24 protein-coding genes are annotated in these 20,995 nt (G+C 56.0%); 12 read left to right on the top strand and 12 right to left on the bottom strand.

Annotated elements, in window-relative coordinates:
* Positions 1 to 60: 60 nt before the first annotated feature.
* The 6 genes from B5E42_RS10325 to B5E42_RS10305 form a co-directional block, all read right to left on the bottom strand.
* The gene (locus tag B5E42_RS10325) at positions 61 to 1,269 is read right to left on the bottom strand and encodes an MFS transporter (protein ID WP_087239336.1); all 1,209 of its coding nucleotides are present in this window, start codon (positions 1,267 to 1,269) and stop codon (positions 61 to 63) included.
* A 125-nt stretch (positions 1,270 to 1,394) separates the two neighbouring features.
* On the bottom strand, positions 1,395 to 2,432 hold the full coding sequence (locus tag B5E42_RS10320) for a polysaccharide deacetylase family protein (RefSeq protein WP_242967096.1): 1,038 nt from the start codon (positions 2,430 to 2,432) through the stop codon (positions 1,395 to 1,397).
* A 54-nt stretch (positions 2,433 to 2,486) separates the two neighbouring features.
* Positions 2,487 to 2,639, bottom strand: a complete 153-nt coding sequence (locus tag B5E42_RS19610; protein WP_242967095.1) for a hypothetical protein — start codon at positions 2,637 to 2,639, stop codon at positions 2,487 to 2,489.
* A gap of 88 nt (positions 2,640 to 2,727) precedes the next feature.
* A complete protein-coding gene (locus B5E42_RS10315; RefSeq protein ID WP_087239334.1) occupies positions 2,728 to 3,243 on the bottom strand; it encodes a Gx transporter family protein in 516 nt (171 codons plus the stop codon).
* 38 nt (positions 3,244 to 3,281) lie between these two features.
* A complete protein-coding gene (locus tag B5E42_RS10310; RefSeq protein ID WP_087239332.1) occupies positions 3,282 to 3,680 on the bottom strand; it encodes a NusG domain II-containing protein in 399 nt (132 codons plus the stop codon).
* Entirely contained in the window at positions 3,661 to 4,713 is a 1,053-nt protein-coding gene (locus B5E42_RS10305; protein WP_087239330.1) for an FAD:protein FMN transferase, read from the bottom strand. The genes B5E42_RS10310 and B5E42_RS10305 overlap by 20 nt, the downstream gene beginning before the upstream one ends.
* Positions 4,714 to 4,901: 188 nt before the next feature.
* Between B5E42_RS10305 and B5E42_RS10300 the strand changes: the two genes are divergently transcribed.
* Positions 4,902 to 5,675 (top strand): hypothetical protein, encoded by a 774-nt coding sequence (locus B5E42_RS10300; RefSeq protein ID WP_087239327.1) that lies wholly within the window; start codon positions 4,902 to 4,904, stop codon positions 5,673 to 5,675.
* A gap of 426 nt (positions 5,676 to 6,101) precedes the next feature.
* The gene (locus tag B5E42_RS10295; protein WP_162613966.1) at positions 6,102 to 7,889 is read left to right on the top strand and encodes an S-layer homology domain-containing protein; all 1,788 of its coding nucleotides are present in this window, start codon (positions 6,102 to 6,104) and stop codon (positions 7,887 to 7,889) included.
* Positions 7,890 to 7,929: 40 nt separating this feature from the next.
* Here B5E42_RS10295 and B5E42_RS10290 read toward each other — a convergent pair whose 3' ends face one another.
* Positions 7,930 to 8,379 (bottom strand): GNAT family N-acetyltransferase, encoded by a 450-nt coding sequence (locus B5E42_RS10290; RefSeq protein WP_087239323.1) that lies wholly within the window; start codon positions 8,377 to 8,379, stop codon positions 7,930 to 7,932.
* 123 nt (positions 8,380 to 8,502) lie between these two features.
* On the opposite strand from B5E42_RS10290, the gene B5E42_RS10285 reads away from it, so the two are divergent.
* The 3 genes from B5E42_RS10285 to B5E42_RS10275 all read left to right on the top strand — a co-directional run bounded on the left by B5E42_RS10285 (position 8,503) and on the right by B5E42_RS10275 (position 10,429).
* On the top strand, positions 8,503 to 9,135 hold the full coding sequence (locus tag B5E42_RS10285) for a lysoplasmalogenase family protein (RefSeq protein WP_087239321.1): 633 nt from the start codon (positions 8,503 to 8,505) through the stop codon (positions 9,133 to 9,135).
* A gap of 5 nt (positions 9,136 to 9,140) precedes the next feature.
* Entirely contained in the window at positions 9,141 to 9,812 is a 672-nt protein-coding gene (locus B5E42_RS10280; protein ID WP_087239319.1) for a TIGR01906 family membrane protein, read from the top strand.
* A gap of 143 nt (positions 9,813 to 9,955) precedes the next feature.
* A complete protein-coding gene (locus B5E42_RS10275; RefSeq protein WP_242967094.1) occupies positions 9,956 to 10,429 on the top strand; it encodes a hypothetical protein in 474 nt (157 codons plus the stop codon).
* 139 nt (positions 10,430 to 10,568) lie between these two features.
* On the opposite strand, the gene B5E42_RS10270 is transcribed toward B5E42_RS10275, so the two are convergent.
* Complete coding sequence (locus B5E42_RS10270; RefSeq protein ID WP_087239317.1) at positions 10,569 to 12,452, bottom strand: right-handed parallel beta-helix repeat-containing protein; 1,884 nt, start codon at positions 12,450 to 12,452, stop codon at positions 10,569 to 10,571.
* Positions 12,453 to 12,468: 16 nt separating this feature from the next.
* Positions 12,469 to 12,762 carry a helix-turn-helix transcriptional regulator gene (locus B5E42_RS10265; protein ID WP_087239315.1) on the bottom strand — a complete coding sequence of 98 codons (294 nt, stop codon included), beginning with the start codon at positions 12,760 to 12,762 and terminating at the stop codon, positions 12,469 to 12,471.
* Positions 12,763 to 13,048: 286 nt separating this feature from the next.
* Here B5E42_RS10265 and B5E42_RS10260 point away from each other — a divergent pair, with 286 nt between their 5' ends.
* Positions 13,049 to 13,378 (top strand): hypothetical protein, encoded by a 330-nt coding sequence (locus B5E42_RS10260; protein WP_087239313.1) that lies wholly within the window; start codon positions 13,049 to 13,051, stop codon positions 13,376 to 13,378.
* Between the two features lie 36 nt (positions 13,379 to 13,414).
* Here the strand turns inward: B5E42_RS10260 and B5E42_RS10255 are convergent, their stop codons facing one another.
* Positions 13,415 to 13,594, bottom strand: a complete 180-nt coding sequence (locus tag B5E42_RS10255) for a ribbon-helix-helix domain-containing protein (RefSeq protein ID WP_087239311.1) — start codon at positions 13,592 to 13,594, stop codon at positions 13,415 to 13,417.
* A gap of 106 nt (positions 13,595 to 13,700) precedes the next feature.
* On the opposite strand from B5E42_RS10255, the gene B5E42_RS18895 reads away from it, so the two are divergent.
* Complete coding sequence (locus tag B5E42_RS18895; RefSeq protein WP_141242517.1) at positions 13,701 to 14,702, top strand: FxLYD domain-containing protein; 1,002 nt, start codon at positions 13,701 to 13,703, stop codon at positions 14,700 to 14,702.
* Positions 14,703 to 14,884: 182 nt separating this feature from the next.
* Positions 14,885 to 15,478: a recombinase family protein gene (locus B5E42_RS10250; protein WP_087239309.1), complete on the top strand. Its 594-nt coding sequence runs from the start codon at positions 14,885 to 14,887 to the stop codon at positions 15,476 to 15,478.
* 356 nt (positions 15,479 to 15,834) lie between these two features.
* Here the strand turns inward: B5E42_RS10250 and B5E42_RS10245 are convergent, their stop codons facing one another.
* Positions 15,835 to 16,482 carry a SprT-like domain-containing protein gene (locus B5E42_RS10245; protein WP_087239307.1) on the bottom strand — a complete coding sequence of 216 codons (648 nt, stop codon included), beginning with the start codon at positions 16,480 to 16,482 and terminating at the stop codon, positions 15,835 to 15,837.
* 147 nt (positions 16,483 to 16,629) lie between these two features.
* Complete coding sequence (locus tag B5E42_RS10240; RefSeq protein WP_087239305.1) at positions 16,630 to 16,905, bottom strand: hypothetical protein; 276 nt, start codon at positions 16,903 to 16,905, stop codon at positions 16,630 to 16,632.
* Between the two features lie 980 nt (positions 16,906 to 17,885).
* Here B5E42_RS10240 and B5E42_RS10230 point away from each other — a divergent pair.
* The 4 genes from B5E42_RS10230 to B5E42_RS19855 all read left to right on the top strand — a co-directional run bounded on the left by B5E42_RS10230 (position 17,886) and on the right by B5E42_RS19855 (position 20,955).
* The gene (locus B5E42_RS10230) at positions 17,886 to 18,155 is read left to right on the top strand and encodes a hypothetical protein (RefSeq protein ID WP_087239302.1); all 270 of its coding nucleotides are present in this window, start codon (positions 17,886 to 17,888) and stop codon (positions 18,153 to 18,155) included.
* 134 nt (positions 18,156 to 18,289) lie between these two features.
* Positions 18,290 to 19,573, top strand: coding sequence for a hypothetical protein (locus B5E42_RS10225; protein ID WP_162613965.1), 1,284 nt, complete (start codon positions 18,290 to 18,292; stop codon positions 19,571 to 19,573).
* Between the two features lie 65 nt (positions 19,574 to 19,638).
* Complete coding sequence (locus tag B5E42_RS18890; protein ID WP_141242515.1) at positions 19,639 to 20,454, top strand: hypothetical protein; 816 nt, start codon at positions 19,639 to 19,641, stop codon at positions 20,452 to 20,454.
* Between the two features lie 369 nt (positions 20,455 to 20,823).
* Positions 20,824 to 20,955: a hypothetical protein gene (locus B5E42_RS19855; protein ID WP_255397009.1), complete on the top strand. Its 132-nt coding sequence runs from the start codon at positions 20,824 to 20,826 to the stop codon at positions 20,953 to 20,955.
* Positions 20,956 to 20,995 lie beyond the last annotated feature (40 nt).

Here is a 20,995-nt window from a genome sequence, read left to right as displayed (position 1 = left end):
CAGAAACGTGGTACAGTGGGTCTGGAAGCCCATTGTACCACGTTTTTGGATGGCCTGCAACTACCGGGAGCAGGTGCGCACGGCGGGGAGGAGGAGCATGAGCCCCCCGCAGGCCAGGGTGACCACGCCGGAGAGGAGGAACCACACGGTGAGCCCGGCGGCCCCGGCGAACAGGGCGGTGAGGCCCAGCCCCACCGGGGAGGCCAGGGTCATGATGGCTCCTGTCAACCCCAGTACCCGGCCCAGGTACTCCGGCTCCACCCGGGTCTGGATCAGGGCCATGAACACCGAGTTGAAGAAGGGGGCGGACAGGCCCATCAGCCCGGACAGCGCTGCGAAGGCCCAGAAGCCGCTGGGGGGCAGCAGGCCGGAGAGCACCAGGGTCAGCCCCAGCCCCAGCACCGCCGCCGTCATGGTGATGATCTTGTCCCGGGTGCCGCCCCACAGGCCCAGGATCACCGAGCCCAGCAGCATCCCGGCGGAGAACAGGGTCTCCACCAGGGCGGCGGAGGCGGAGTCCCCGCCGAAGTAGTCCATGCTCATCAGGGGGAACAGGGCGGACACGGGCAGGAAGGCCACGGAGAACAGGGCGCAGATCAGGGTGAGCTCCCACAGCCAGCGGTGGGAGCGGAGCACCGCCAGGCCCTCCCTGGTGTCCTGCCACAGCCGGAGGGGCGCCCCGTGCGCCCCGGCCCGGAGGACGGGCAGCCGGGCCAGCAGCACCCCGCCGATGGCGAACACCGCCCCCAGGGTGTCCAGCAGGAGAATCCACGCCAGGGGCACGTGGGCGTAGAGCACGCTGGCCAGGGCGGGGGAGAGGAGCATGGACACGGTCTGGATGCCCTGGCTCCACCCGGCGCACCGGGTCAGGGACTCGGGGGGCGCGATCAGGGGGGTGACGGCCTGGATGCAGGGGGAGTGGAAGGCGCCGCCCACGCTGCGCAGGGCGGCCACCACCAGGATGGGGGCCACCGGCAGCGGCCCGGCGAAGGCCAGGGCGGCCAGCGCCAGGGAGATGAGGCCGATGGCCCCGTCGGAGACCATCATGATGATCCGCCGGTCAAAGCGGTCGGCAAAGGCCCCGGTGAACAGGGAGAGCACCCCCTGGGGCACCATGGCCGCCATGGTGGCCAGAGAGAGCACGGCGGGGGAGCCGGTGAGATCGGTCAGGTACCAGATCAGGGCGTACTGGGAGACCATGCTGCTGAGGATGGACAGGGCCTGCCCCGTCCAGAGGAGGACGAATTTCTGCTTCCAGTGAGGGATCATAGACACTCATTCCTTTCCCAGCCGCGGTAAAGGATAGTCATTGTACCACGCCGCCGGCGGAATGTCAAGAGAAAAAGGCGCCCTGCCCGGCGGAAGGCCGGGCAGGGCGCCAAGGGGGACGAAACTTACCAGGTGACGCCCAGATCGGGCCGCACATTCAGATCGATGATCTCCCGGGCGTCGTAGAACTGCTTGTACCACTCCAGGGCCTTGCCGTTGCGCAGGGTGGTGCCGTCGGGGTGGAGCCGGTCGCAGATGACGGCGGAGATGTCCTTCTTGATATAGGAGAAGGAGTTGATGCCCACGCTGGCGAAGATGCGGAAGCCCTGGCTCTGGAGATACTGGAAGGCGGGGCCGGTGGAGTGCCAGTCGTCCCCGTCGGGCCGGCCGCCGTGGGGGTAGAACAGGATGTTGGTGGGGCCCACCAGGCTGCCCACCTCCTCCTGCCAGCGGACGGTGTCCCGCTGGATCCAGTCCATGTCGTCCATGTCCAGGCGGATGTGGCCCCAGGTGTGGGAGCCAAAAGTCCAGCCCGTCTCCTTGAGGCGCTCAATCACCGGCTTGACCGCCTCGATCTCCGCCTGCCGCCTGGCGTCAAAGGCGGGGCGGGCGGGGTCGTCGGCGGCGATGTCGATGTCGTTCTGGGTGCGGTAGCCCAGGATGCCCTGATAGCCCGTCAGGGAGAAGATGGCCTTGGCCCCGTTGAGGGAGAAGTCGGGGTGCTCCAGCACGAACTGATCCAGAATGGGGGTGGCGTCCAGCTCCTGGGTGAGGAAGGTCTCCTTGGTGAAGGGGTCGGTGCACTCCGCCCAGATCTGGCCGTCCTCCCCCAGCACCAGCTTGGAGGTGAAGCCCTCGGCCAGCATGTAGTCGTAGTAATTCACGTCGTCAAAGGAGATGACCAGGGGCTTCTTGCCCTCGGGGAGCATGAGGGTGTTGCGCTCCATGCGCTTGACGCCGTCCTCGCCGGTGACCTCGCTCCACACATCCCCCATGTTCACCAGGATGTAGCCCTTGTCATAGACGCTCTGGAGGATCTTCTTGAACTCGTCCGCCGTCACCATCCAGTCGTCCAGGCCCTTCTGCCGGTTCTCCGGCACCGCGTCGGAGAAGGCGAACTCGGGGTAGGCGATCACCGGGTGGAAGAACAGGTGCTCCACCACCTGGTCGGGCCCCAGGCCTGCAAGCTGATCCCGCTCCAGTAGGTGCGCACCGCCTCATAGGGTCGGGCTCCGGCGTGGGGTGGGCGTGGGGTGGCCACGGCCACGGGTATCGTCGGCGGCTTCCGTGCCGCCGCCGCAGGCGGCCATGGGGAGCATGAGGGCGCACGCCAGCGCCAGGGCGGCGGCTCTCGTGAGTATCTGTTTCATAGGTGGGGTTCCTCCTGCATGTTTTCTCTATGGAACTATCTTACGACGGGATACGGGGAAAGGAAACAACAAAAGGGTGACAAAATTCTTACGATTTTATGTCGGCAAAAAACGGAACCCGGTGAACCAGCAGGGTGGAGGCCGCGCCGGTCACCGCGCCGGTGACCAGGGAGCACAGCAGCAGGGGGGGCAGGTACACCAGGGGGGCCCGGGAGAGCAGCACCACCATGGCGGCCAGGATCTGCCCGGTGTTGTGGGCGGCGGCCCCGGCGATGGACACCCCGAACAGGGACAGGAAGGGGCAGCGCACCAGGGCGGCCATCACGGCCAGGGCCAGCAGCCCGCCGGTGAGGGAGAAGGCCAGGGCCATCAGGTTGCCCCCCAGCAGGGCCCCCAGCAGGCACCGGGAGACCAGGATGAGCAGGGCCTCCCGCCCGGACAGGCGGCACAGGGCGTAGGTGGTTACCAGGTTGGCCAGGCCCAGCCGCAGGCCGGGCAGGGGAAAGAGAATGGTCAGGGGCACCAGCCCCTCCGCCACCGAGAGGGCCAGGGCCAGGGCGGTGAGCACCGCGCAGCGGGTCAGCCGCCGCAGGGGGGACGACAAGGGGAGACACCTCCTTTTTCCAAAAATGAGGGAACTTTTCAGCCGGTCACGGCGTCAAACTCCTGTTGGCCTCCGGTGAGGGAGATCACCAGCCGGTTGGGCAGGCAGATGATCTGCTCCCCCGCCCGGCTGATCCAGCCGGTGTGGACGCAGTCCTGGCTGGGGCAGGCGCTCTCCCCGATGCAGACGCGCCCCGGCTCCAGCCGGATGGTCAGGGGGTAGTCGGCCTGATCCACCGTGAGGGTGACCGGCTCCGTCAGGCCGGTGAGATCGTAGGTGCCGATGGTCTCGCCATCTAAGACGATGGAGGCGGTCAAAAAGTTGCTCTCCGCCGGCCGGAGAAAAAAGAACAGCGCCGCGGCGGCGGCAGCCACCAGCAGGGCCAGCAGCCCGTCCCACAGGGTGGGGCGGCGGCGGTCAGCGGCGGGCGATCTCATAGGTGTAGCCTCCGTCCTGGTCGTAGAGCTGGAAAGCATCCTCCAGCCCCTGGGTGACAATGATGCGGCTGTCATCGGTGCACAGCACCAGCTCGAAGTCGTCCCGGCTCCGCCAGAAGTCCAGGGCCTCCTCCGGCCCGGCCACAAACAGGGCGGTGGACAGGGCGTCGGCCAGCACGTGGTTGGCCGTGACCACCGTGACGGACAGCAGGCCGGAGTCCGCCGGATAGCCGGTCTTGGGGTCGATGATGTGGTGGTAGCGCACGCCGTCCTCCTCAAAATACCGCTCATACCCGCCGGAGGTGGACAGGGTCACGTCCTCCAGCTCCAGGATGCACAGGTAGCCGTCGGTGTTCCGGGGATCCTTCACCGCCACCCGCCAGGGATCGCCGTCGGGCCGGGTGCCGATCACGGTCACATTGCCCCCCAGGTCGATGGTGGCCCGCTCCACGCCGGCCTCCCGCAGGGCCTCCTCCGCCTCCCCGGCGGCGAAGCCCTTGGCCACGGCGCCCAGATCCACCTCCATGCCCGCCTGGAGCAGCCGGGCGGTGGAGGCGGCCTCGTCCACCTCCAGCTGGCTGCTGTCCACCAGGGCCAGGGCGGCGGAGAGGGCCTGCTCCGTGGGCACGTGCCGCTCCTCGGTGGTGAAGCCCCAGGCGTCCATGACCGGGGCGATGGTGATGTCAAAGTCGCCGGGCAGCAGCTGGGAGACGGACTGGGCGAAGGAGAGCAGCTCCGCCACGTCGGGCTCCACCTCCACCGCCGTGCCGTCCCCGGCGTGGGCGTTGAGCCGGGAGATCTGGCTGTCCGGATCGGTGCGGGAGAGCAGGCCGTCCAGCCGGTTCACCGCCTCCCGGGCGGCCTGAACGCCCGCTTGACCCTGTTCGCCGTAAGCGGTGATGCTCATCACCGTGTCCATGGAAAAAAACTGCAGGGAGGCGGGCTCCGCCGCTCCGGAGGCGGCCGGTGCGCCGCAGCCGGCGCACAGAAAAAAAATACCCGTCAAAAGGAGGGAAGAAATCCGGTGTTTCATGGCATACTCCTTAATAATCGCAGGTTTGATCAAGGGTATTCTACCATAGTTTTCGGACAGTGAAAAGAGAAAACGAATCTTTGCTTGCAAAGCGGCGAATTTTCTGCTAGAATAAAGAAGATTGATGACTTGGTGGCGTCCACGCAAGACCATTCCAAATCAGACGCCCAGCCACAGGAGATGGATACATGAACAAGAAAGAACAACAAATTCAGCGCGCCAAGCAGGAAGACGCGATTTTGACCAAAGTCCTCTGGTGGATCGTGGGGGCCGTGGTGCTGGAGGCCCTGCTGCTTTTGCTCAATCAGGTCTATTCCCATTACACCCCGGAGCAGATTCCCCTGGCTCTGGCCCTGCGGCATGTGTTTACCGGCCTGGCCATCGCCCTGCCCATCTGCTTTGTCCTGCTGTTGATCTGGGCGGTCAAGGCCCGCAAGTCGGGAAAGCACGCCGGCCTGTCCGCCGCGCTGGCCATCATTGCCCTGGCCCTGGCGGCCTGTGCGGTGATCATCCGCGTCTTTGACGAGAGCGGCATCCGCCTGCTCTACGTGGCGGTGCCCGCCGTGGCGGTGCTGGCGCTGATCTACTATCTGTACCAGCGGGAGTTCTTCTTTGCCGCCGTTCTCAGCGCCCTGGGCATCCTGGGCGTGAAGGTGGTGCCCTACCGGGTGAGCTTCCCGGAGATCGCCTACACCTACGCCATCGTGCTGGGCGTGATTCTGGTGGGCACTGTGGTGGTGTTCTGCATCATGCAGACCGCCGGGGGCAAGCTGAAGCTGGGCGGCAGCTGGGTGGAGATCCTGCCCAAGAGCGCCAATTACGTCCTGCTCTACGTGACCTGCGCCGTGGTGGCTGTGGTGGTGATCGCGGCCCTGGTGCTGGGGGCCCTGACCCTGCTGTACGGCGTGCTGGTGGCCTGGCTGCTGATTCTGGCTGTCTACTATACCGTTCGTCTGATGTGAGCGCATGAAGAGGGCGGATCATCCCTTGGATGATCCGCCCTCAGGCTGTCGAAAAAGCCTCGCAGAGTTCGCGCCCGCAGGCGCGAAAAAACTGAAATCTGTTTTCTCCGGCGACACAAGGTGAATTGCCCCGAAGGGGCAAGAGAGGGCCCCCTGGGGGGTGTGCGTCGGAGAAAATACTTCTCAGGCCGCAAGTGTGGGATTTGTCCGCCTGAAGCGGACAAATCCTGCGCGCGGCGGACTGCATCCTTCTCGAAAAAGCGGCAAAGCCACTTTTTCGACAGGGCGGATCATCCAAGAGGTGATCCGCCCTTTTTTTGCGCGCTCCATGCCGGAATTGGGGAAAGGGGTTGCCATACTCTCCCATTTTTTGTATACTGACTGGGTAACACACAAGGCCGCTGGAGACTGAAAGGAGAGGTTTCTGTGGGAAAAAGAGTATGCGCGGCGCTGTTGAGCCTGGTTCTGATGACCGGCCTTCTCTCCGGCACCGCCGGCGCGGCGGAGAGCTGGACGCTGGACAGCGCCACCTGGCAGGATCCCAATCACGTGATCCTGATGTGGACGGCCCGGGAGGGCGAAACCTATGAGATCTATCGGAGCCAGACCCGGGACGGGGACTATGCCCTCATCGGCACGGCGTCCTCCGGCTCCTTCCGGGACGATGAGGCGGCATGGCCGGAGAGCTGCTATTACCGGGTATGCCCCCTGGCGCCGGACGGGACAAAGGGGGCAATGTCCGAGCCCATGCAGGCGGGCACCAACTCCCAGAGCCTCAGCAAGGTCACGGTGCTCATGTACCACAATTTCATCACGCAGGAAGATGTCGCCAATGGGGTGGAGTTTGAGGAGTACTCCCTGGATCCGGCGGATTTTGAGGCGGATCTCCAGTATTTCCGGGACAATGGGTACACCACCATCACCTCGGAGGATCTGCTGGCCTACATCAACGGGGAGAAGCCTCTGCCGGACAAGGCGCTCATTATCTCCATTGATGACGGCACCCAGGGGGTATACACCAACGCCTGGCCTCTGCTGAAAAAATACCGGATGAAGGCGGACTTCAATCTCATCGGGGAGCAGGTGGATGCCGCGTGGGAGACGGTGGACAGCGGCGGCACCAGGTTGGGGGAGAGTGCGCCCTACTGTGTATGGGAAGAGCTGATAGAGATGCAGGACAGCGGGGAGATCAACCTCTGCTCCCATACCTATGCCCTCCACCGCTACAACCGGGAAGGGCGCATCGGCGCTTCCCTGCTGGAGGGGGAAACGCTGGAGGACTATGCGGCCGTAATCCGGGCGGACTATGAGCTGATGGTGAGCTGCCTGGGCGGCTGGACGGGTGAGAACCCGACCACCGTGGCGTACCCGTACTCCCGCAGAAGTGCGGAGAGCGATGCCGCCCTGCTGGAAAATACCGGCTATGAGATCCTGATGGCCGGGGAGGGCGCCCGGGGCACCGCCTCCAACTATTTTGTGGACGGCGCCTCCGCCGAAAGTCAGCTGCGCCTCATGAGCCGCCCCTGCCGGATGGAGGGCCACCCCGCCCGGGAATATCTGGAGGCGGCGGATCAGACGGATCAGGCCAACGGCGTGAATGCCGCGGAGGATACGGCGGCCCTCACTGCGGAGGAGTGCGCGGAGATCGCCCTGTGGTACAGCCCCTATGCCGACGTGGCGGGGGATGCCTGGTACGCGGGTGCGGTGTACTACACCTATGTGAATACCATGCTCACCGGCACCTCTCTGACCACCTTTTCCCCCGACGCCCAGGTGAGCCGGGCCATGGCGGCCGGCCTGCTCTACCGTGTGGCAGGGGAACCGGCAGTGTCCGGCGCGGCCCTGCCGGAGGACGTGGCTGAGGGCAGCTGGTATGCGCAGGCGGCCCGGTGGGCGGTGGAAAACAACCTGTTCCCCGCCCTGGAGGGGGAGCTGTTCCGCCCGGAGGAGCCCGTTACCCGGGAGGAGCTGGTCACGGCGCTGTACCGCTGCGCCCAGCTGCTGGGACAGGATACCGGGGCGGCGGCGGAGCCCGCCTTCCCCGATTGGAATCAGGTCTCCGGCTGGGCGGAGGAGGCCGTCCGCTGGGCGGCGGACACGGGGATCCTGAAAGGGGACGGCCAGGGCAGGCTGCTCCCGCAGGAGAGCCTGACCCGGGCCCAGCTGGCCGCCATTCTCCAGACCTGGGGCGGGAACCAGGCCGGAGCCCAGTAAAAAAGAGCGCCTCCCCATGTATGACAGGGGGTGCGCTGTCTTATGTGCGGTGCCGGTACATCCGGAGCAGGCATGGGGAATCCGCCTCCGGAACCATGCACAGGAACTGCCAGCCGTACCGCTCGTAAAAGGAGGTGTGCTCCGTGACCAGATAGAGGGTGGGGCAGCCCAGCCGGGCCATATCCGCGCAGGCGTGCGCCAGCAGCGCGCCCGCCACCCCACGGCGGCGGAAGCCCTCCTCCACCCAGAGGGCGCAGAGGTTGGGGCGCAGATCCCTGCGGAGGTGGAAGTCGTTCTCGATCACGCCGGCGCCGCCGATGATCCGGCCCTCCTGGAGAGCCAGGTACCACTGGGGAACGGCGCCCGCCCCCGCCAGGCAGGCGTCCATGCTCTCCCGGTAAGAGCGGGCCGGGATGCCCCACCTGTCGTGGAACCACGCCGCCGCCGGGGCGGCCAGGCCGCCCCGCTCCCGCAGATTCACCAGCTCCATCACACGCGCCTCCCTCCAGCTTCCTGTGCCCCCATTCTACCATGCCGCCGCCGGGGGCGCAATGCCTTGCATTGCGGCCCTGCGGGAGGTATAATAGGCCCTGTATGAAAAGGGGGGAGGTCTATGGGGCGGGGCACCGTCTGGTTTCTGGGGGCGGAGGCGGCCCTCTACGCCGGCTTCCTGGCCCTGGATCTGGCCGGCACGGGGGGCGGATGGAGCCTGGCGCTGAAGTATTCCGGCATCGCCCTGTGCCTCCTGTCCGCCCTGCTCCGGGCCGGGGACAGGGAGGGGCGGCTGGTGTGTGCCGCCCTGGCCCTCACCCTGGCGGCGGATTTCTTCCTGCTGGTGCTGGACGCCTGGTACGCCCTGGGCGTGGCCCTGTTCTGCGGGGTGCAGGGGCTCTATCTGGCCCGTCTGCGCGCCATGGGTGCGGGGCTTTGGCTGCCCCTCCGGCTGGGGCTGACGGCGGCGGCCCTGCTGGCCGCCGCGCTGCTGGGCCTGCTCACTCCCCTCAACGCCCTGGCCCTGGTCTACTTCCCGGAGCTGGTGTGCAACGCCGCCGCCGCCCTGTCCCTGGGGCGGAGGGGGAGGATGTTCGGCCTCGGCCTGCTGCTGTTCGTGGGGTGCGACGTGTGCGTGGGCCTGCACAATCTGGCCGGCCTGCCCGCCCCCCTTTCCGCCTTTGCCCAGGTGGGCATGTGGCTGTTTTACCTGCCCTCCCAGGTGCTCATCGTCCTATCCATCCCAAAGGAGTGATACCCATGCGTCCCTCAAAGCCCGCGTCCGTCCTGCTGTCCCTGGTGCTGGCCCTGCTGGTGCTCAGCTTCTCCATCTCCGTGCCCATCCTGTTCCGCCCCTTCTACTATGTCCAGATTGACGCGCTGCATCTGCCGGAGCAGACGGGGTGGTCGGCGGAGGTGATCCGGGAGGCCTATGACGAGGTACTGGACTTCTGCGTCTTCGGGGCCCCCTTCGGCACGGGGGAGCTGGCCTGGTCGGAGTCGGGCCGCAGCCACTTCGCCGATGTGCGGGGGCTCTTTCTCCTGGATTTTGCCGTGCTGGGGGTGACCGCCGCCGCTGCGGCGGGCTTCCTTCTGCTGTATAAGGCCAAGGGGCTGAGGTTCCACCGCTTCGCCGGCCGGGGGCCGGCCTTCTGGGCGGGAACCGGGGCCGCGGCGGCGGTGCTGGTGGTGGCCGGCCTGGCGGCCCTGGACTTCGACCGGGCCTTTGTGGTGTTCCACGCCATCTTCTTCCCGGGCAAGGACAACTGGATCTTTGATCCCGCCACAGACCAGATCATCCTGGTCATGCCGGAGGTGTTCTTCCGCAACTGCGCTCTGCTCATCGGCGGGGTGCTGCTGGCCTGCTGCGCGGGGCTGGTGCTGTGGGATGTGCTGGCGCGCCGGCGGAGCCGCACCGCGGCGCTGCGCTGAGGCGGCAGGCGCCGAAATGGGGCCCAGGCCATAGAATGGCCTGGGCCCTTTGCTGTGCCCGCCCGGCCCGCGCACCAACGGCGGGGCGGCGCATAGGATGGTTCGAGGGAAGGAAGGGCCCCAATCTGCTAGGAGGTATTGCAATGCCTGAGAAGGTCATGCCCGGCCCGGTGCCCGATACCGCCGGTATCCGCGAGGCCGTGTGCATACACACGAAGAAGATCTATGATTCCTGCAAAGATAAAGACTGCATTGAGGATCTCCGCTTTTATCCCGCCCAGAACTGCCAGGCGGTGATCGACCGTGCCGTCAGCATCAAGGCCGGCAAGGCGGAACTGATCTATGTTTACATCGACGTGGAGCCCATCGGCTTCAACCGGGGCTTCTACACGGTGGACGTGCGCTATTACTACAAGGTGACGGCGGACGCCTTCGTGGGGGCCGCACGGCCGGTGGAGGTCTGCGGCCTGTGCGTGTTTGACAAGCGGGTGATCCTGTTCGGCAGCGAGGGCAGCGCCAAGGTGTTCACCTCCGACGCCCGGCACGGCGGGGAGGAGGAGTCCGCTGACCGCGCCAACCTGCCCACCGCGGTGGTGGAAATAACCGCCCACAATTAGATAAGAACAACCAACTCATATCCAATGTTCTTTTAAGCGTATTGTTATGAATCGTTGAGCTATCAAAGACTGATAACAGTATACTATACTTTTGCCCATGAGAAAAGCCGGTGCCTCTATGCACCGACTTCCTCTTGTATTAACAGAGTTCAAAAATTGAATTGACCCATGCAACTGCTTCTCCCCTGGCAACGGGGCGGTCAGGGTCTATCTCCGAAACATCTTCAATCCAGCCATAGGAAACGGCGGTTACAATGCTTGGATACGACCAATGGCCTTGATAGGATACCCATGGCATAGGGGCAGTTTTCGCCTCTACAAAGCGTGTCAGCATGGTTATCAGTTCCCCGGAGGTCAGGGTATCGTCTGGACGGAAGAAACCGTTATAGCCGCTTACAATGCCCGCAGAGGCCAGAGCGGAAACAGCAGCATAGTACCATGTGCCCCGCTCCACGTCGGAAAAGGTATCATAATCACCGGACAGCATAGCCACGCTTGCGGGAGTTAGGGAGCGGTACAGCAGAACGGCAATTTGCGCCCTGGTTATGAGGTCATTTTCGTGTGCTTGCCCATCTCCATATCCAGCGAGGAACAGAGGGACAGCGGGGTCAAGAACAGCGTCGCCGCAGGACAGCACCAGCTTAACAGGTTCCGTTATTTCTATCGCCGGGGTATCGCTGTGGCTGGGCCGGTGCGGCCTGGAAGGGGCGGGGGTATCTTCATCGGAGGTATCCGGTTCCGGGTCTTTGGAGTGTTCGGGTTCTTCCGGTTCATCTGATTCATCGGGGCTGTCCGGTATATCTGGCTTATCAGGGGTACCAGGGTCAGAAGGTTTAACAGGTTCGGGGTCAGATGGAGTGTCGGAGGAATCCGGCGTGTCCTGTTCCGGCGGTATCGGTTCGGGTTCTGGTTCTTCTGGCAAATCGGAGGCAAACACAAACTTTGCTCCGAAGTGGGTATCAACCTTTTCTATGGAGAGGCTTTCCCCTAAAAATACTGCGTTGTTCTCCGGGTCAAAAGCATTTTCAAAGTAGTCAGCATAATACCCCACGGGGTCATTTTCCGTATAAATAGAATCCATGCCGTTTGTATAGGAAATGGACAGCGGCGTGTTGCTGGGGGCGTAGATGTCGCTTGCGCCCATTGCCCCCGTATTCCCAAAGATAAGGGAATCAACAATTTCTAACTTTCCATCGGTGGAAATACCGCCGCCTAGATTAGCATTGTTGCCTGTAATCGTGCAGTTATATAGTAGTCCAGAACCGGTATTGCTGATATAAATACTTCCACCAACACATGGACGGTCAACCTCCACCCCAGCTTGATTATTGGAAATTTGGCTGTTTCTAAGTTCCAGTTGCCCCATGCAGAGGATAGCGCCGCCGTTTCCGGCAGAAGTATTGTCGGTAAAGGTACAGCTTTCAATGATAGCCGTGCTGTTTGAAGATAATTCAATCCCCGCCGTCCGTCTGCCTGTATTGTCGCTGAAAGTGCAGTTGCTAACTGTGGCGGTCACAGCGGACAGAATAACAGGGCGGTTTGTGGAAGCAAAGTTTGAGATATTGATATTGGACATTTCAAATTGTCCAACAATATCGTCAAGTGATGTGTGGTTTACAACAATGGCAGAGAGGGCCGCCCCCTGCCCGTCAAGGTTCAAATTTTGAATGGTAACGTCCTGTTCGGCAAAACTGGAAACGGTCAAAAAAGTTCCAGCGGTAAAGGTGTCGCCTGGAATAAGCGTAATCACTTTTTCTGTATCGCCGATAACACAATTTTGGTCAATGTAAATTTGGTTGTTTAAAGCTATTGTATCTCCAGATTCAGCGGCATCAATAGCGGCAAGCAGTTCTTCCAGGGTAGTAACTTCCGGTATCTGTGGGCTATCTTCTGTGGGTTCCGATACAGGCGGCGGGTCAGTGGGTGGAGCATCATTTTCCAATGTGGCGTAGGCCGTGAGGGGCAATGCAGAGAGCAACAGGGACAGTGAGAGCATGAACGACAGTAGGGATTTTCTTCTCATTGGACAGCGACCTTTCCTATTTTTTGGAGCGTAACAGGTTGACCATATTTTTGATTGCCGCTGTTTCTTCCACTGTCAGACCGGAAACATCTACAAAGTGCCGGTTATCTACACAAAGCAGGAAATCCGTGGAAACGCTGAACAGGTGCGCCAGACTGATAAGGGTATCATAACTTGGATAGCGTGTGCCGTTTTCATAGGCAGAGAACGCCGAGCGGGTCACCCCCACATGGTGGGCGACTTGTGCCTGTGTCATGCCCCGCTCCATGCGTAGCTGTTTCAGCCGAGCCGCAATCTGCAAATAGGCCATTTTGGTATACCTCCCTAAAGATACCGCAAATGGCGCTTCTTTTGGTGTCACGGTATGACGCATCTTGTAGCAACGGGGTATCAGCACAAATCAAACACGATTTGCGGATTTTTGAACTTTATCCGACAAGGAAAAATTGAAGTTTGAGCCGCTGATTTTGAAGTGTGCGTTGGCATTGGTGGATGGTAAAATCAAAGTATGGACGGACGCATAGAACGCAAGCACCACCATAGGAGCGGGGGCGGTTTTCCGCCCCTGTTTCTATTACTTGCAGAGGGGGTGAGAAATGATGAAGAAAACATTGACCGTCAGCGATTTCAAGAAATACTGCGAAAAGGAACAATTTACCCGTATTATCTACCACAGTGAAAATCAGGAGTGGTATCAGTGTGCAGACCCCTGTAAGGTCGAGATGGCCTTTCCGGCCATGGAGATATATGAGAATCCAAACATACTTTACTTGAAGTCAGGGAAAAACGTTTTGTACCTGGACAGGATACAGTGTGTTAAAGTCGATACGGAATCCAGTGTGTTAGGCACGATAGTCGCCGTGCTATGCGGCGATTTTGGGGCAAAGCACTATGACCGGGCCTATACGCTGGTTTTCCAGAAGTAGGCAGAAAAAGACCGTCCTGCAACAAACAGGGCGGTCTTAATCGTTCTTTGGATTGTCCTCCATGTTGTCGAGCGCAAATTGTATACACTGATTCAGCAGTTCATTCCTAGATATACCAATTTTAGCCGCTTTATCGTCAATCTTTTCTAAGACTTCCGAAGAAATCCGCATGGATATAACTTCTTTTTCAAACTTCCTGGGTGTAAACTTTGCCATATCGCCGCTACCCTCCCTCTTGCTAAATTGTATCTTTTCTGATATGCTAAAACTATATTCTAAAAGCAATATCTAAAAAAGAATACTTTGGAGGGCTGTTACAGAAATGAAGCGAAGCATATTCATTGCCTGTATGTGCATGACGATACTACTTTCTGGCTGTGGAATTTCCAGCAACGAAACGGATTCTTCCAATAGGCAGGATGCAGAAAACGAATTTCAGGTGTCAAATATAGTGGATAGTAGCTTTGAGGTTGTCAGCGATAATGAAAATGATGCCTCCAGCAACGGGACTGATTGGAGCACCTATGAGCCAGCTTATATTGGCAGTTTACCTGTTGGGTGCGTGTTGGTTCCAGATGCAACACCTGATAACGTGTCTGCTTGTTTGCAATCAAAACTTCAAACGACAGAATCATTTGAGGCGGCAAGTGCAGAGTCAACATATATCAAAAGTAAGATGATAGTTGAAAACTTGCTTGAAGTTCAAGGTTGTACCGGAACAGCTATTCTTAATTTTGATTGGAATGATACATTATCTTCCATTGTGTTTAAGTTTGAAGATGGTGGGAATTTTACAACTGATTTGTTTAATCAGCTACACAGTGAAATATCAGCGTTCCTTGGAACAGATACTTGCTGGAGTGAGCAATACGGACTACACAAAGATGCACAAAGTGGAAATTATTTTTCTTGTTCATGGAGGGATGGTCTTGCTTGTGAAGTTTCCTTAAGCTGTTATTTTGATGATGTCGGAAAGCCAGACGGTGGTATGCTTCAATTTGAACGTACAGTTAGCGTCGAAAGTGCAAACCACTCTATTCCAACTATTGGGAGAAATGATGCTATCACTCAGAATGGCCTGAAAATAACTGGCACATATCACGCCGGTAGTAACCCCTATGTTGAAGGAACTGCTACGAACAATTCAGAAACAGCGGTCGAATTTGTCAGAGTAAAAATTTCTCTTTACGACAAGAACGACAAAGTAATTGATACTGCTTGGACTTACGCCGTTGGCGCAGAGGGGTTAGAACCAGGGGAGACAACTAAATGGATGGTATATTGTTCTGATGCAGAGGCAATTACAATCAGCATTATGGATTGATAGACTAAAAAAGTCTACCTTTGGAGACGGTAAGAAAGTAGCCTTGTTAAGCGTCTATCAAATACCCTGATTTACTTTCTGGACATATCCAAAAATTGAATGACTTTTCTGGAAACTTGAAGTGTGCAGATTGCGCCCCGCCTGTTAAGCTATAAGCAGAAACAGGAAAGGGGCGCTTTCTGATGGAAAATCGGACTTACTACTATGCCAGGGTATCCAGTAAAGAACAGAATCTTGACCGCCAACTTGCCGCCTTTGCCTCTCTAGGGGCGCAGGAGCGGGACATAATCACCGACAAGGAATCAGGTAAGAACTTAGACCGGGCGGGATACACGGCCCTTAAAACGGCCTTACTACGCCGTGGGGATACTTTGGTTGTAAAATCCCTTGACCGTCTAAGTAGGAACAAAGCGGATATTAAAAACGAGTTGCAATACTTTAAAGAAAATGGTATCCGTTTGAAGGTGCTGGACTTGCCCACAACGATGATTGAGTATCCAGCTGGGCAAGAATGGGTTCTTGAAATGGTAAATAATATTTTGATTGAAGTTTTATCCTCCATTGCCCAGCAGGAGCGGGAAACGATACGCCAGCGGCAGGCGGAGGGGATCGCGGCGGCAAAGATAAAAGGTAAGCACTTAGGCCGTCCAAGAGCCGTTAAGCCTGATAACTGGAATGAAGTAATAGAGCGGTGGCATATAGGGGAAATAACCGCCGTAGAGGCCATGCGGCTGACTGGCATGAAGAAAAGCACGTTTTACAAACTGGTTGGATAGGCAAACGACAAGGGCGGGGATATTGCACCCCGCCCTTATGTAGTTCAGTCTTTCCATCCACAAAGACACAGCAGGAGCAAGGCCAGTGGAGCGCACGCCATAGCAAGAGCGCAGATGAAAATACAGCAGATAAATTTTCCCATGGTAAACCGTCCTTTCAAACAATCACAAGTTTTTTCGTAGTCAGCAGATATGTACCCAACGGAGCCGTTATCAGCACCGCCGTACAATCCTGGTCAAGGGGTGTTTTTCCGCAGTAGGCCAGCCAGAGCAAGAGGCCGCTTACCAGAAGTAAGCACAGCCCCATTGCCCTTTGCTGGACGTACAAGCGGCGTCTGGTGGTGCGCCGCATGGGGTCAGCCCTCTATCATAGGTTGCAGACAATCGCCGCAGATAAGGCGGATAGGCTTGCCGGAGCGGGCGATATTGTGACAGTGGGGGCAGACATAGCGGTGGTTGTGGTTAGGCCGTGCGGAGGGCGTAGGCGCTCCACCTTCGGCGGCGGCATTACCCCCTGCAATGCGGATACCGTGATACTCGTTGCGGTTCAACTTGATTTCTTGAATATCGTTGTTCAATATCCAGTCGAGCAATTCATCAGACGGGCTTGTTATGCTCCACCCGTATTTCTCTGAACGGGTAACAGTCAGGCCGTGGGCTTCGGCTGTTCGCTTAAAATATTTGTTGTGGTAGGTTCCTCCACGGCTACAATCCTGGACGTGTGCAATTTCGTTGTTATACTGGTGACACATTTCGTGGAGCAAGGTACAGATAGTATATTCAATGGGGCGGTTCAGTGTCCCGGCGGCAATGTTAATTTCCTTATACCCTTCTCCTTTGACGCTCCATGCGTCGTATAGGGTGTAGTGTCCATAGCTACGGCTACTGCTCTGGATAGTGATAACAGGCCGGTCAAGTTCGCCATTGAAGAAGTCAGTATTCAGTTTGTCGTAGAGTTTTTCCAGATAACCGGCAAGGCGGCTGTACTTGGTTAATTCCTTCATGGTTACGCTCCCTTTTGTTCAAATAAATTGTTGTTGATTTTGAGGGAGCGGGCGGCTATACTGAATATACCCGCTCCCTCTTTGGTGAGTGTGGGTCAAGTCTCTTGCACTCTTGCTTTGGTCGGCGTGTTGTGCAAGGGGCTTGTTTTATGCGATAGAAAAGCGGCGGCTGGTAGACTGTTTGAGATACCGCTGATAAAGGGCGGCGTTCTCACGCTTAAGCGCGGTGGTATCTAGCCTGTTGGAAATGACGGTGGTAAATCTAGCGATATATTGACCGGCCTCCAATTCCTCCACGCCCCGGCTGTCCATCTCTTTCTTGATGGTATCTTTGAGACTTTCCACCTCTGCCTTGGCTTCTTCCAGAATGGTTTCCCATTCCTTGAGGGCTTCAATTTTGGAAATGATTTCGATACTGGACATATTCAACCTTCCTTTCATTCTTCTAGGTCAAGCGCCGGAGGGCTTTACGGCATAGCGTTCTTCTAAGTGCGTCACAATCTCCCGTATCCGGTTCCGGTCTTATCTGGTGGTCTTGATTCTATCGTCCACCTTGGCTTGACCTGTCGGGGTGTTCCCCTGGTGTGCTTTCAGTATATCAGTTAACTGATAGTTTGGGAAGATGGAATATTGCATAAAAGTTAACTGATATTTTTGTGAAACATATCAGTTTACTGATATTTATATTAGATGGTAAAATCTAATGGGGGTGATACCATGTCAACAGAAGCGCAAAAGAGGGCAAGCACTAATTACAATCGGAGACAAGACAATATAATGATACGTCCGACACAAGAGGTAGGGGCAACGATACGAGCCGCCGCCGCTAATGCTGGTCAGTCAGTACAAGCGTATGTCCTGCAAGCTGTTAGAGAACGTATGGAGCGGGAACAGGCACAGGCCGGGGGTGGTTTTGGTATTTCCGAAGTTGTCCAGCAGGATATTTCTTAGTAGTCGGTTCACCACATAAGCACGGCCCGATTCTACCTCTGGACTAATGGAAATCTAAATCGGTTTTGTTTATATCATTGGGTTGAACTACCTAAATCGGTTTGTTATAATGTTGCCGTAAGTTGAAAATGTCGCCGACAGAAGTTAAAGACACACTTACCCATGAGGCCATAAGAGCCTTGCGGGAAGTGTGTCTTTTTTCGTTCTGGATGGCGTGTACCTTGACAATGTGACATAGAGATATTGAGTTGCTAACAAGATGGTTGCCCCTCTGCGGTTAGGGGTGCAGGGACGGCCCCGCCGCTCCCCAGCCGCCCAGGGTACACCCCCTGTGGTTAGGGGCGGAAAGGGCGTGCTGATGTTCTCCTCCCAAGGGTGCAGTGCGCCGAGGAGCCGGGAACAATGCCCATCCAAAAAGAAAAGCGGCAGAGCCGCAGAAGGGAGGGAACAAAATGGAGCTTACGAACTATGACGATGTTTTGAAAATGATTTCGGAGGAAAATGAAGGAGAAAGCATGGATTCTATATGGTCTGGCTTTGAGTGCGATATATGCGACCAGGACGACATATATGGCCCATCCCTAATTACACTTGAAGCTAGCCGTGGTTCCAAGCATGACGGCGAGCGGGTAACGCTGAATGTATGTGGCGATTGTATGGACTGGATTTATGACCGCATTATTGAGCGAGCAGGTAAGCCAAAACGGATAACGCACTGGTAAGAAGGATGGCTTAACCACGCCGTTTTTGAATCGTAACCACACAAACAAATCATAGTTTTATATTGATGGGAGTTGGGATTATCGCAGACATAATAATTGTGGACAGCATTATGGGGAGCGGAAAGACAACCGCTATGCTGGAAAAAGTCAATGAGGATTTGGAGGGCAACTATATCTATGTAACGCCATACTTATCCGAAATTGACCGAGTAATTGAACGAACACAACATCGGTTCAAACAGCCTTACAATACAGGAAGCGGAAAACTAACTAATTTCCATAAATTGTTGGCTTCTGGGGAATGTATTGTTACAACACACGCCCTCTTTCTTACGGCAACGGCGGAAACAGTGCAGCTTATCCACGAGGGAGATTATACGTTGATACTGGATGAAGCCATTGACATTTTCCAGGAATATAACGAAGTTGTGAAATCTCTCGATAACAAGGCAATTACAAAAGAAGATGTACGTTGGCTAAGGCAGGAGGGCTATATTGCCGTATCTGATAACTACCATGTGGAGTGGAGCGGCGCAATAGTAGACGGTTTTCACTATTCAGAAGTAGAGCGGCTTGCCAAAAGCGGTAATTTGCGTTGCATTGACGATACACTGTATTGGGAGTATCCAGTGGAAGTGTTTACAGCATTTAAGCACATATATATTCTCACATATCTTTTCGAGGGCAGTATGCTTGCGGCGTATATGAATGTCTATGGTCTGCCCTATACAAAGTGTTCCGCAGAACGCACCGAGGACGATAAATTCCAGTTGTGTCCATACGATGATTGCGAAGAACGCAAGAGTGCGCTGGCCTCTCTTATAAATATTTACTCCGGAAACTTGAACCGCATTGGGAGCAAACCAAACGCATTTTCTGTGAGTTGGCTAAAGGGTAGAAGTGCAGAACAAATACGAGTAATTCAAAATGCCATGAGGAATTACAAGATGCTGGTGAAAGCCCCCACCGACAGCGTAATGTGGACTACCACCAAACAGCACAATATTTATAAGAAGTTGGAAAAGACAAAAGGATTCAAGTATATCCGACAACTTACCGCCGAGGAGCGGAGATTACCAGATGAAAAAAAGCGAAAACTACAATGCTTTGTTTCCTGCACGGCTAGAGCGACAAATGACTATTCAGAACGCACTACGCTAATATATCTGTTAAATCGTTACCTTCCCCCAGAAATAGAAAAGTACTTTTCACGCAGGGGAAGCCCCATAGACGAAGAATGTTTTGCTATAAGTGAATTATTGCAGTGGATTTGGAGAAGTGCTATAAGAAATGAACAAAAAATTAACCTATATATTCCATCGTACAGAATGAGAAGATTGCTATTTCGCTGGCTTGGGCTTGACGAGGCTTTGTACCACCCCCGTACAAAGAAGGTGTTAGAAAAGGCTTTGTTATGAGCTTTTCTAGCCTGTTTTCTTAATAAGAGAACAAGTAAAAATAAGGTCAATAAAGAGGTGTCTATGTGATAAAAAACACGAGTTCACAGGAGAGCAATACGAGGAAGATTGAGATTGTAGATGGGAAAATCATCTACACGCTAAAACTGGATGGCGTACAGGATTATCTGACTTACAACCAGACTTTATATGAAATTTTGTGCCTGGACAGATTAAGGCCGTTTCGTGATGATGGCCGATTGAGGATAAAAATCTATAATCATGGAACAGACCAAAATATGTACCTGTATGATTTAGCGATTGCTTGTTACATGGGAATGGTTAATACAGAAACATTTCTTGAAGATATGCAAGGCTACTTTGAGTTTAAGGAAAGGTATGGGCTTAGTGCTGACCATCTGGACAACCATATAAGGAATAATACGACGCTTAATCTGTCTCTTATGAAACGAACGACAAATAGTCAAAAAAGCGATATAACAGCAAGGGTAGAAAAACCATCTGCAATTGTTGCTTGCTACGTTAATGGGCGTTATCTGGTACATTACGAGAGCCATAATGTTACTTGTGGCCTTATGGTAGGCGTTCTAAATAGGCTGCTGGGTGGAAGTGGAAAACCTCTGATTGTTGGAAATCCGAAGTTTGATGTTCTCCAGCGTTTCAGGTGTGAAGATGCTGACACTTTTGTAAAATGCCTCAACAGTATCGTAAATAGACGAATTACCTTTATGGGGAAAGATATAGTATTGCCCATGAGAGATAACCGGAGAAAATGGCGCTCAAACAATAGCGGCAGTTATACAGAGAATGTCTTGGAATCAATTAAGGCGCAGGAAGTAGTTGCATCTAATCCAATAGAGGCTTTTCAATTATTTGAATAAGCTGTCAACATTTTGTTTTCTGGACAAGCAATGATTGTGCCACAACGGCTTATCAATTTGAAAATCAATGATTTTGTCCAGAGAAATGCTGATGGTTAAGGACTTTTGAGGCTTTATCCGAAGAAATGAAGAAATCCCCCATATTATTGGGTGTAGAGCCGCCACGCCGGAAGCTGGCGCAAAATAAATCGCTTTGACCATTTGAACCACTTGACTTATTTTGCCGCTGTTAAGTGGGACGTATCCTCGCCGAAGGCAGGAGAGCGGGTTGGAGTGATAACCAGATTGAAAGGCTATTTTAGCATGATAGAGGTATATCGCCCATATACTCTTACCAGAGAGGGGGCGTATCCTACGAGGAAGAACAGCGTGGAGGTCAAGTATACCTTTGTCAATCCAAACAGTGAAAACAAGGCAGTTGAAGATATTTTACGGCAAATCATTTTTGAAAAGCTACTGGCAATGTTGGATTCACCTTATCACAGCGCAAGTGAAAATTAAATACTAACTCATACCACGGGGATAAGGGCCGACAAGCCTT

Origin of the sequence: Flavonifractor sp. An10, from assembly GCF_002161215.1 — a bacterium.
Classification (GTDB): Bacteria; Bacillota; Clostridia; order Oscillospirales; family Oscillospiraceae; genus Flavonifractor; species Flavonifractor avistercoris.
The sequence above is the reverse complement of the archived record's forward strand: the minus strand, read 5'-3'. Positions and strand labels throughout refer to the sequence as shown.

Bases quoted from the DNA above. Each gene is read 5' to 3' on its own strand.
- B5E42_RS10260 (WP_087239313.1), top strand. From the start codon at position 13,049: ATGATGAAGAAAACATTGACCGTCAGCGATTTCAAGAAATACTGCGAA.
- B5E42_RS10230 (WP_087239302.1), top strand. From the start codon at position 17,886: ATGGAGCTTACGAACTATGACGATGTTTTGAAAATGATTTCGGAGGAA.
- B5E42_RS10240 (WP_087239305.1), bottom strand. From the start codon at position 16,905: ATGTCCAGTATCGAAATCATTTCCAAAATTGAAGCCCTCAAGGAATGG.
- B5E42_RS10255 (WP_087239311.1), bottom strand. From the start codon at position 13,594: ATGGCAAAGTTTACACCCAGGAAGTTTGAAAAAGAAGTTATATCCATG.
- B5E42_RS10285 (WP_087239321.1), top strand. From the start codon at position 8,503: ATGGGGCGGGGCACCGTCTGGTTTCTGGGGGCGGAGGCGGCCCTCTAC.
- B5E42_RS10290 (WP_087239323.1), bottom strand. From the start codon at position 8,379: ATGGAGCTGGTGAATCTGCGGGAGCGGGGCGGCCTGGCCGCCCCGGCG.
- B5E42_RS10300 (WP_087239327.1), top strand. From the start codon at position 4,902: ATGAACAAGAAAGAACAACAAATTCAGCGCGCCAAGCAGGAAGACGCG.
- B5E42_RS19610 (WP_242967095.1), bottom strand. From the start codon at position 2,639: ATGAAACAGATACTCACGAGAGCCGCCGCCCTGGCGCTGGCGTGCGCC.
- B5E42_RS10305 (WP_087239330.1), bottom strand. From the start codon at position 4,713: ATGAAACACCGGATTTCTTCCCTCCTTTTGACGGGTATTTTTTTTCTG.
- B5E42_RS10245 (WP_087239307.1), bottom strand. From the start codon at position 16,482: ATGAAGGAATTAACCAAGTACAGCCGCCTTGCCGGTTATCTGGAAAAA.
- B5E42_RS10270 (WP_087239317.1), bottom strand. From the start codon at position 12,452: ATGAGAAGAAAATCCCTACTGTCGTTCATGCTCTCACTGTCCCTGTTG.
- B5E42_RS10250 (WP_087239309.1), top strand. From the start codon at position 14,885: ATGGAAAATCGGACTTACTACTATGCCAGGGTATCCAGTAAAGAACAG.
- B5E42_RS10325 (WP_087239336.1), bottom strand. From the start codon at position 1,269: ATGATCCCTCACTGGAAGCAGAAATTCGTCCTCCTCTGGACGGGGCAG.
- B5E42_RS10310 (WP_087239332.1), bottom strand. From the start codon at position 3,680: ATGAGATCGCCCGCCGCTGACCGCCGCCGCCCCACCCTGTGGGACGGG.
- B5E42_RS10280 (WP_087239319.1), top strand. From the start codon at position 9,141: ATGCGTCCCTCAAAGCCCGCGTCCGTCCTGCTGTCCCTGGTGCTGGCC.
- B5E42_RS10265 (WP_087239315.1), bottom strand. From the start codon at position 12,762: ATGGCCTATTTGCAGATTGCGGCTCGGCTGAAACAGCTACGCATGGAG.
- B5E42_RS10225 (WP_162613965.1), top strand. From the start codon at position 18,290: ATGCTGGAAAAAGTCAATGAGGATTTGGAGGGCAACTATATCTATGTA.
- B5E42_RS18895 (WP_141242517.1), top strand. From the start codon at position 13,701: ATGAAGCGAAGCATATTCATTGCCTGTATGTGCATGACGATACTACTT.
- B5E42_RS10275 (WP_242967094.1), top strand. From the start codon at position 9,956: ATGCCTGAGAAGGTCATGCCCGGCCCGGTGCCCGATACCGCCGGTATC.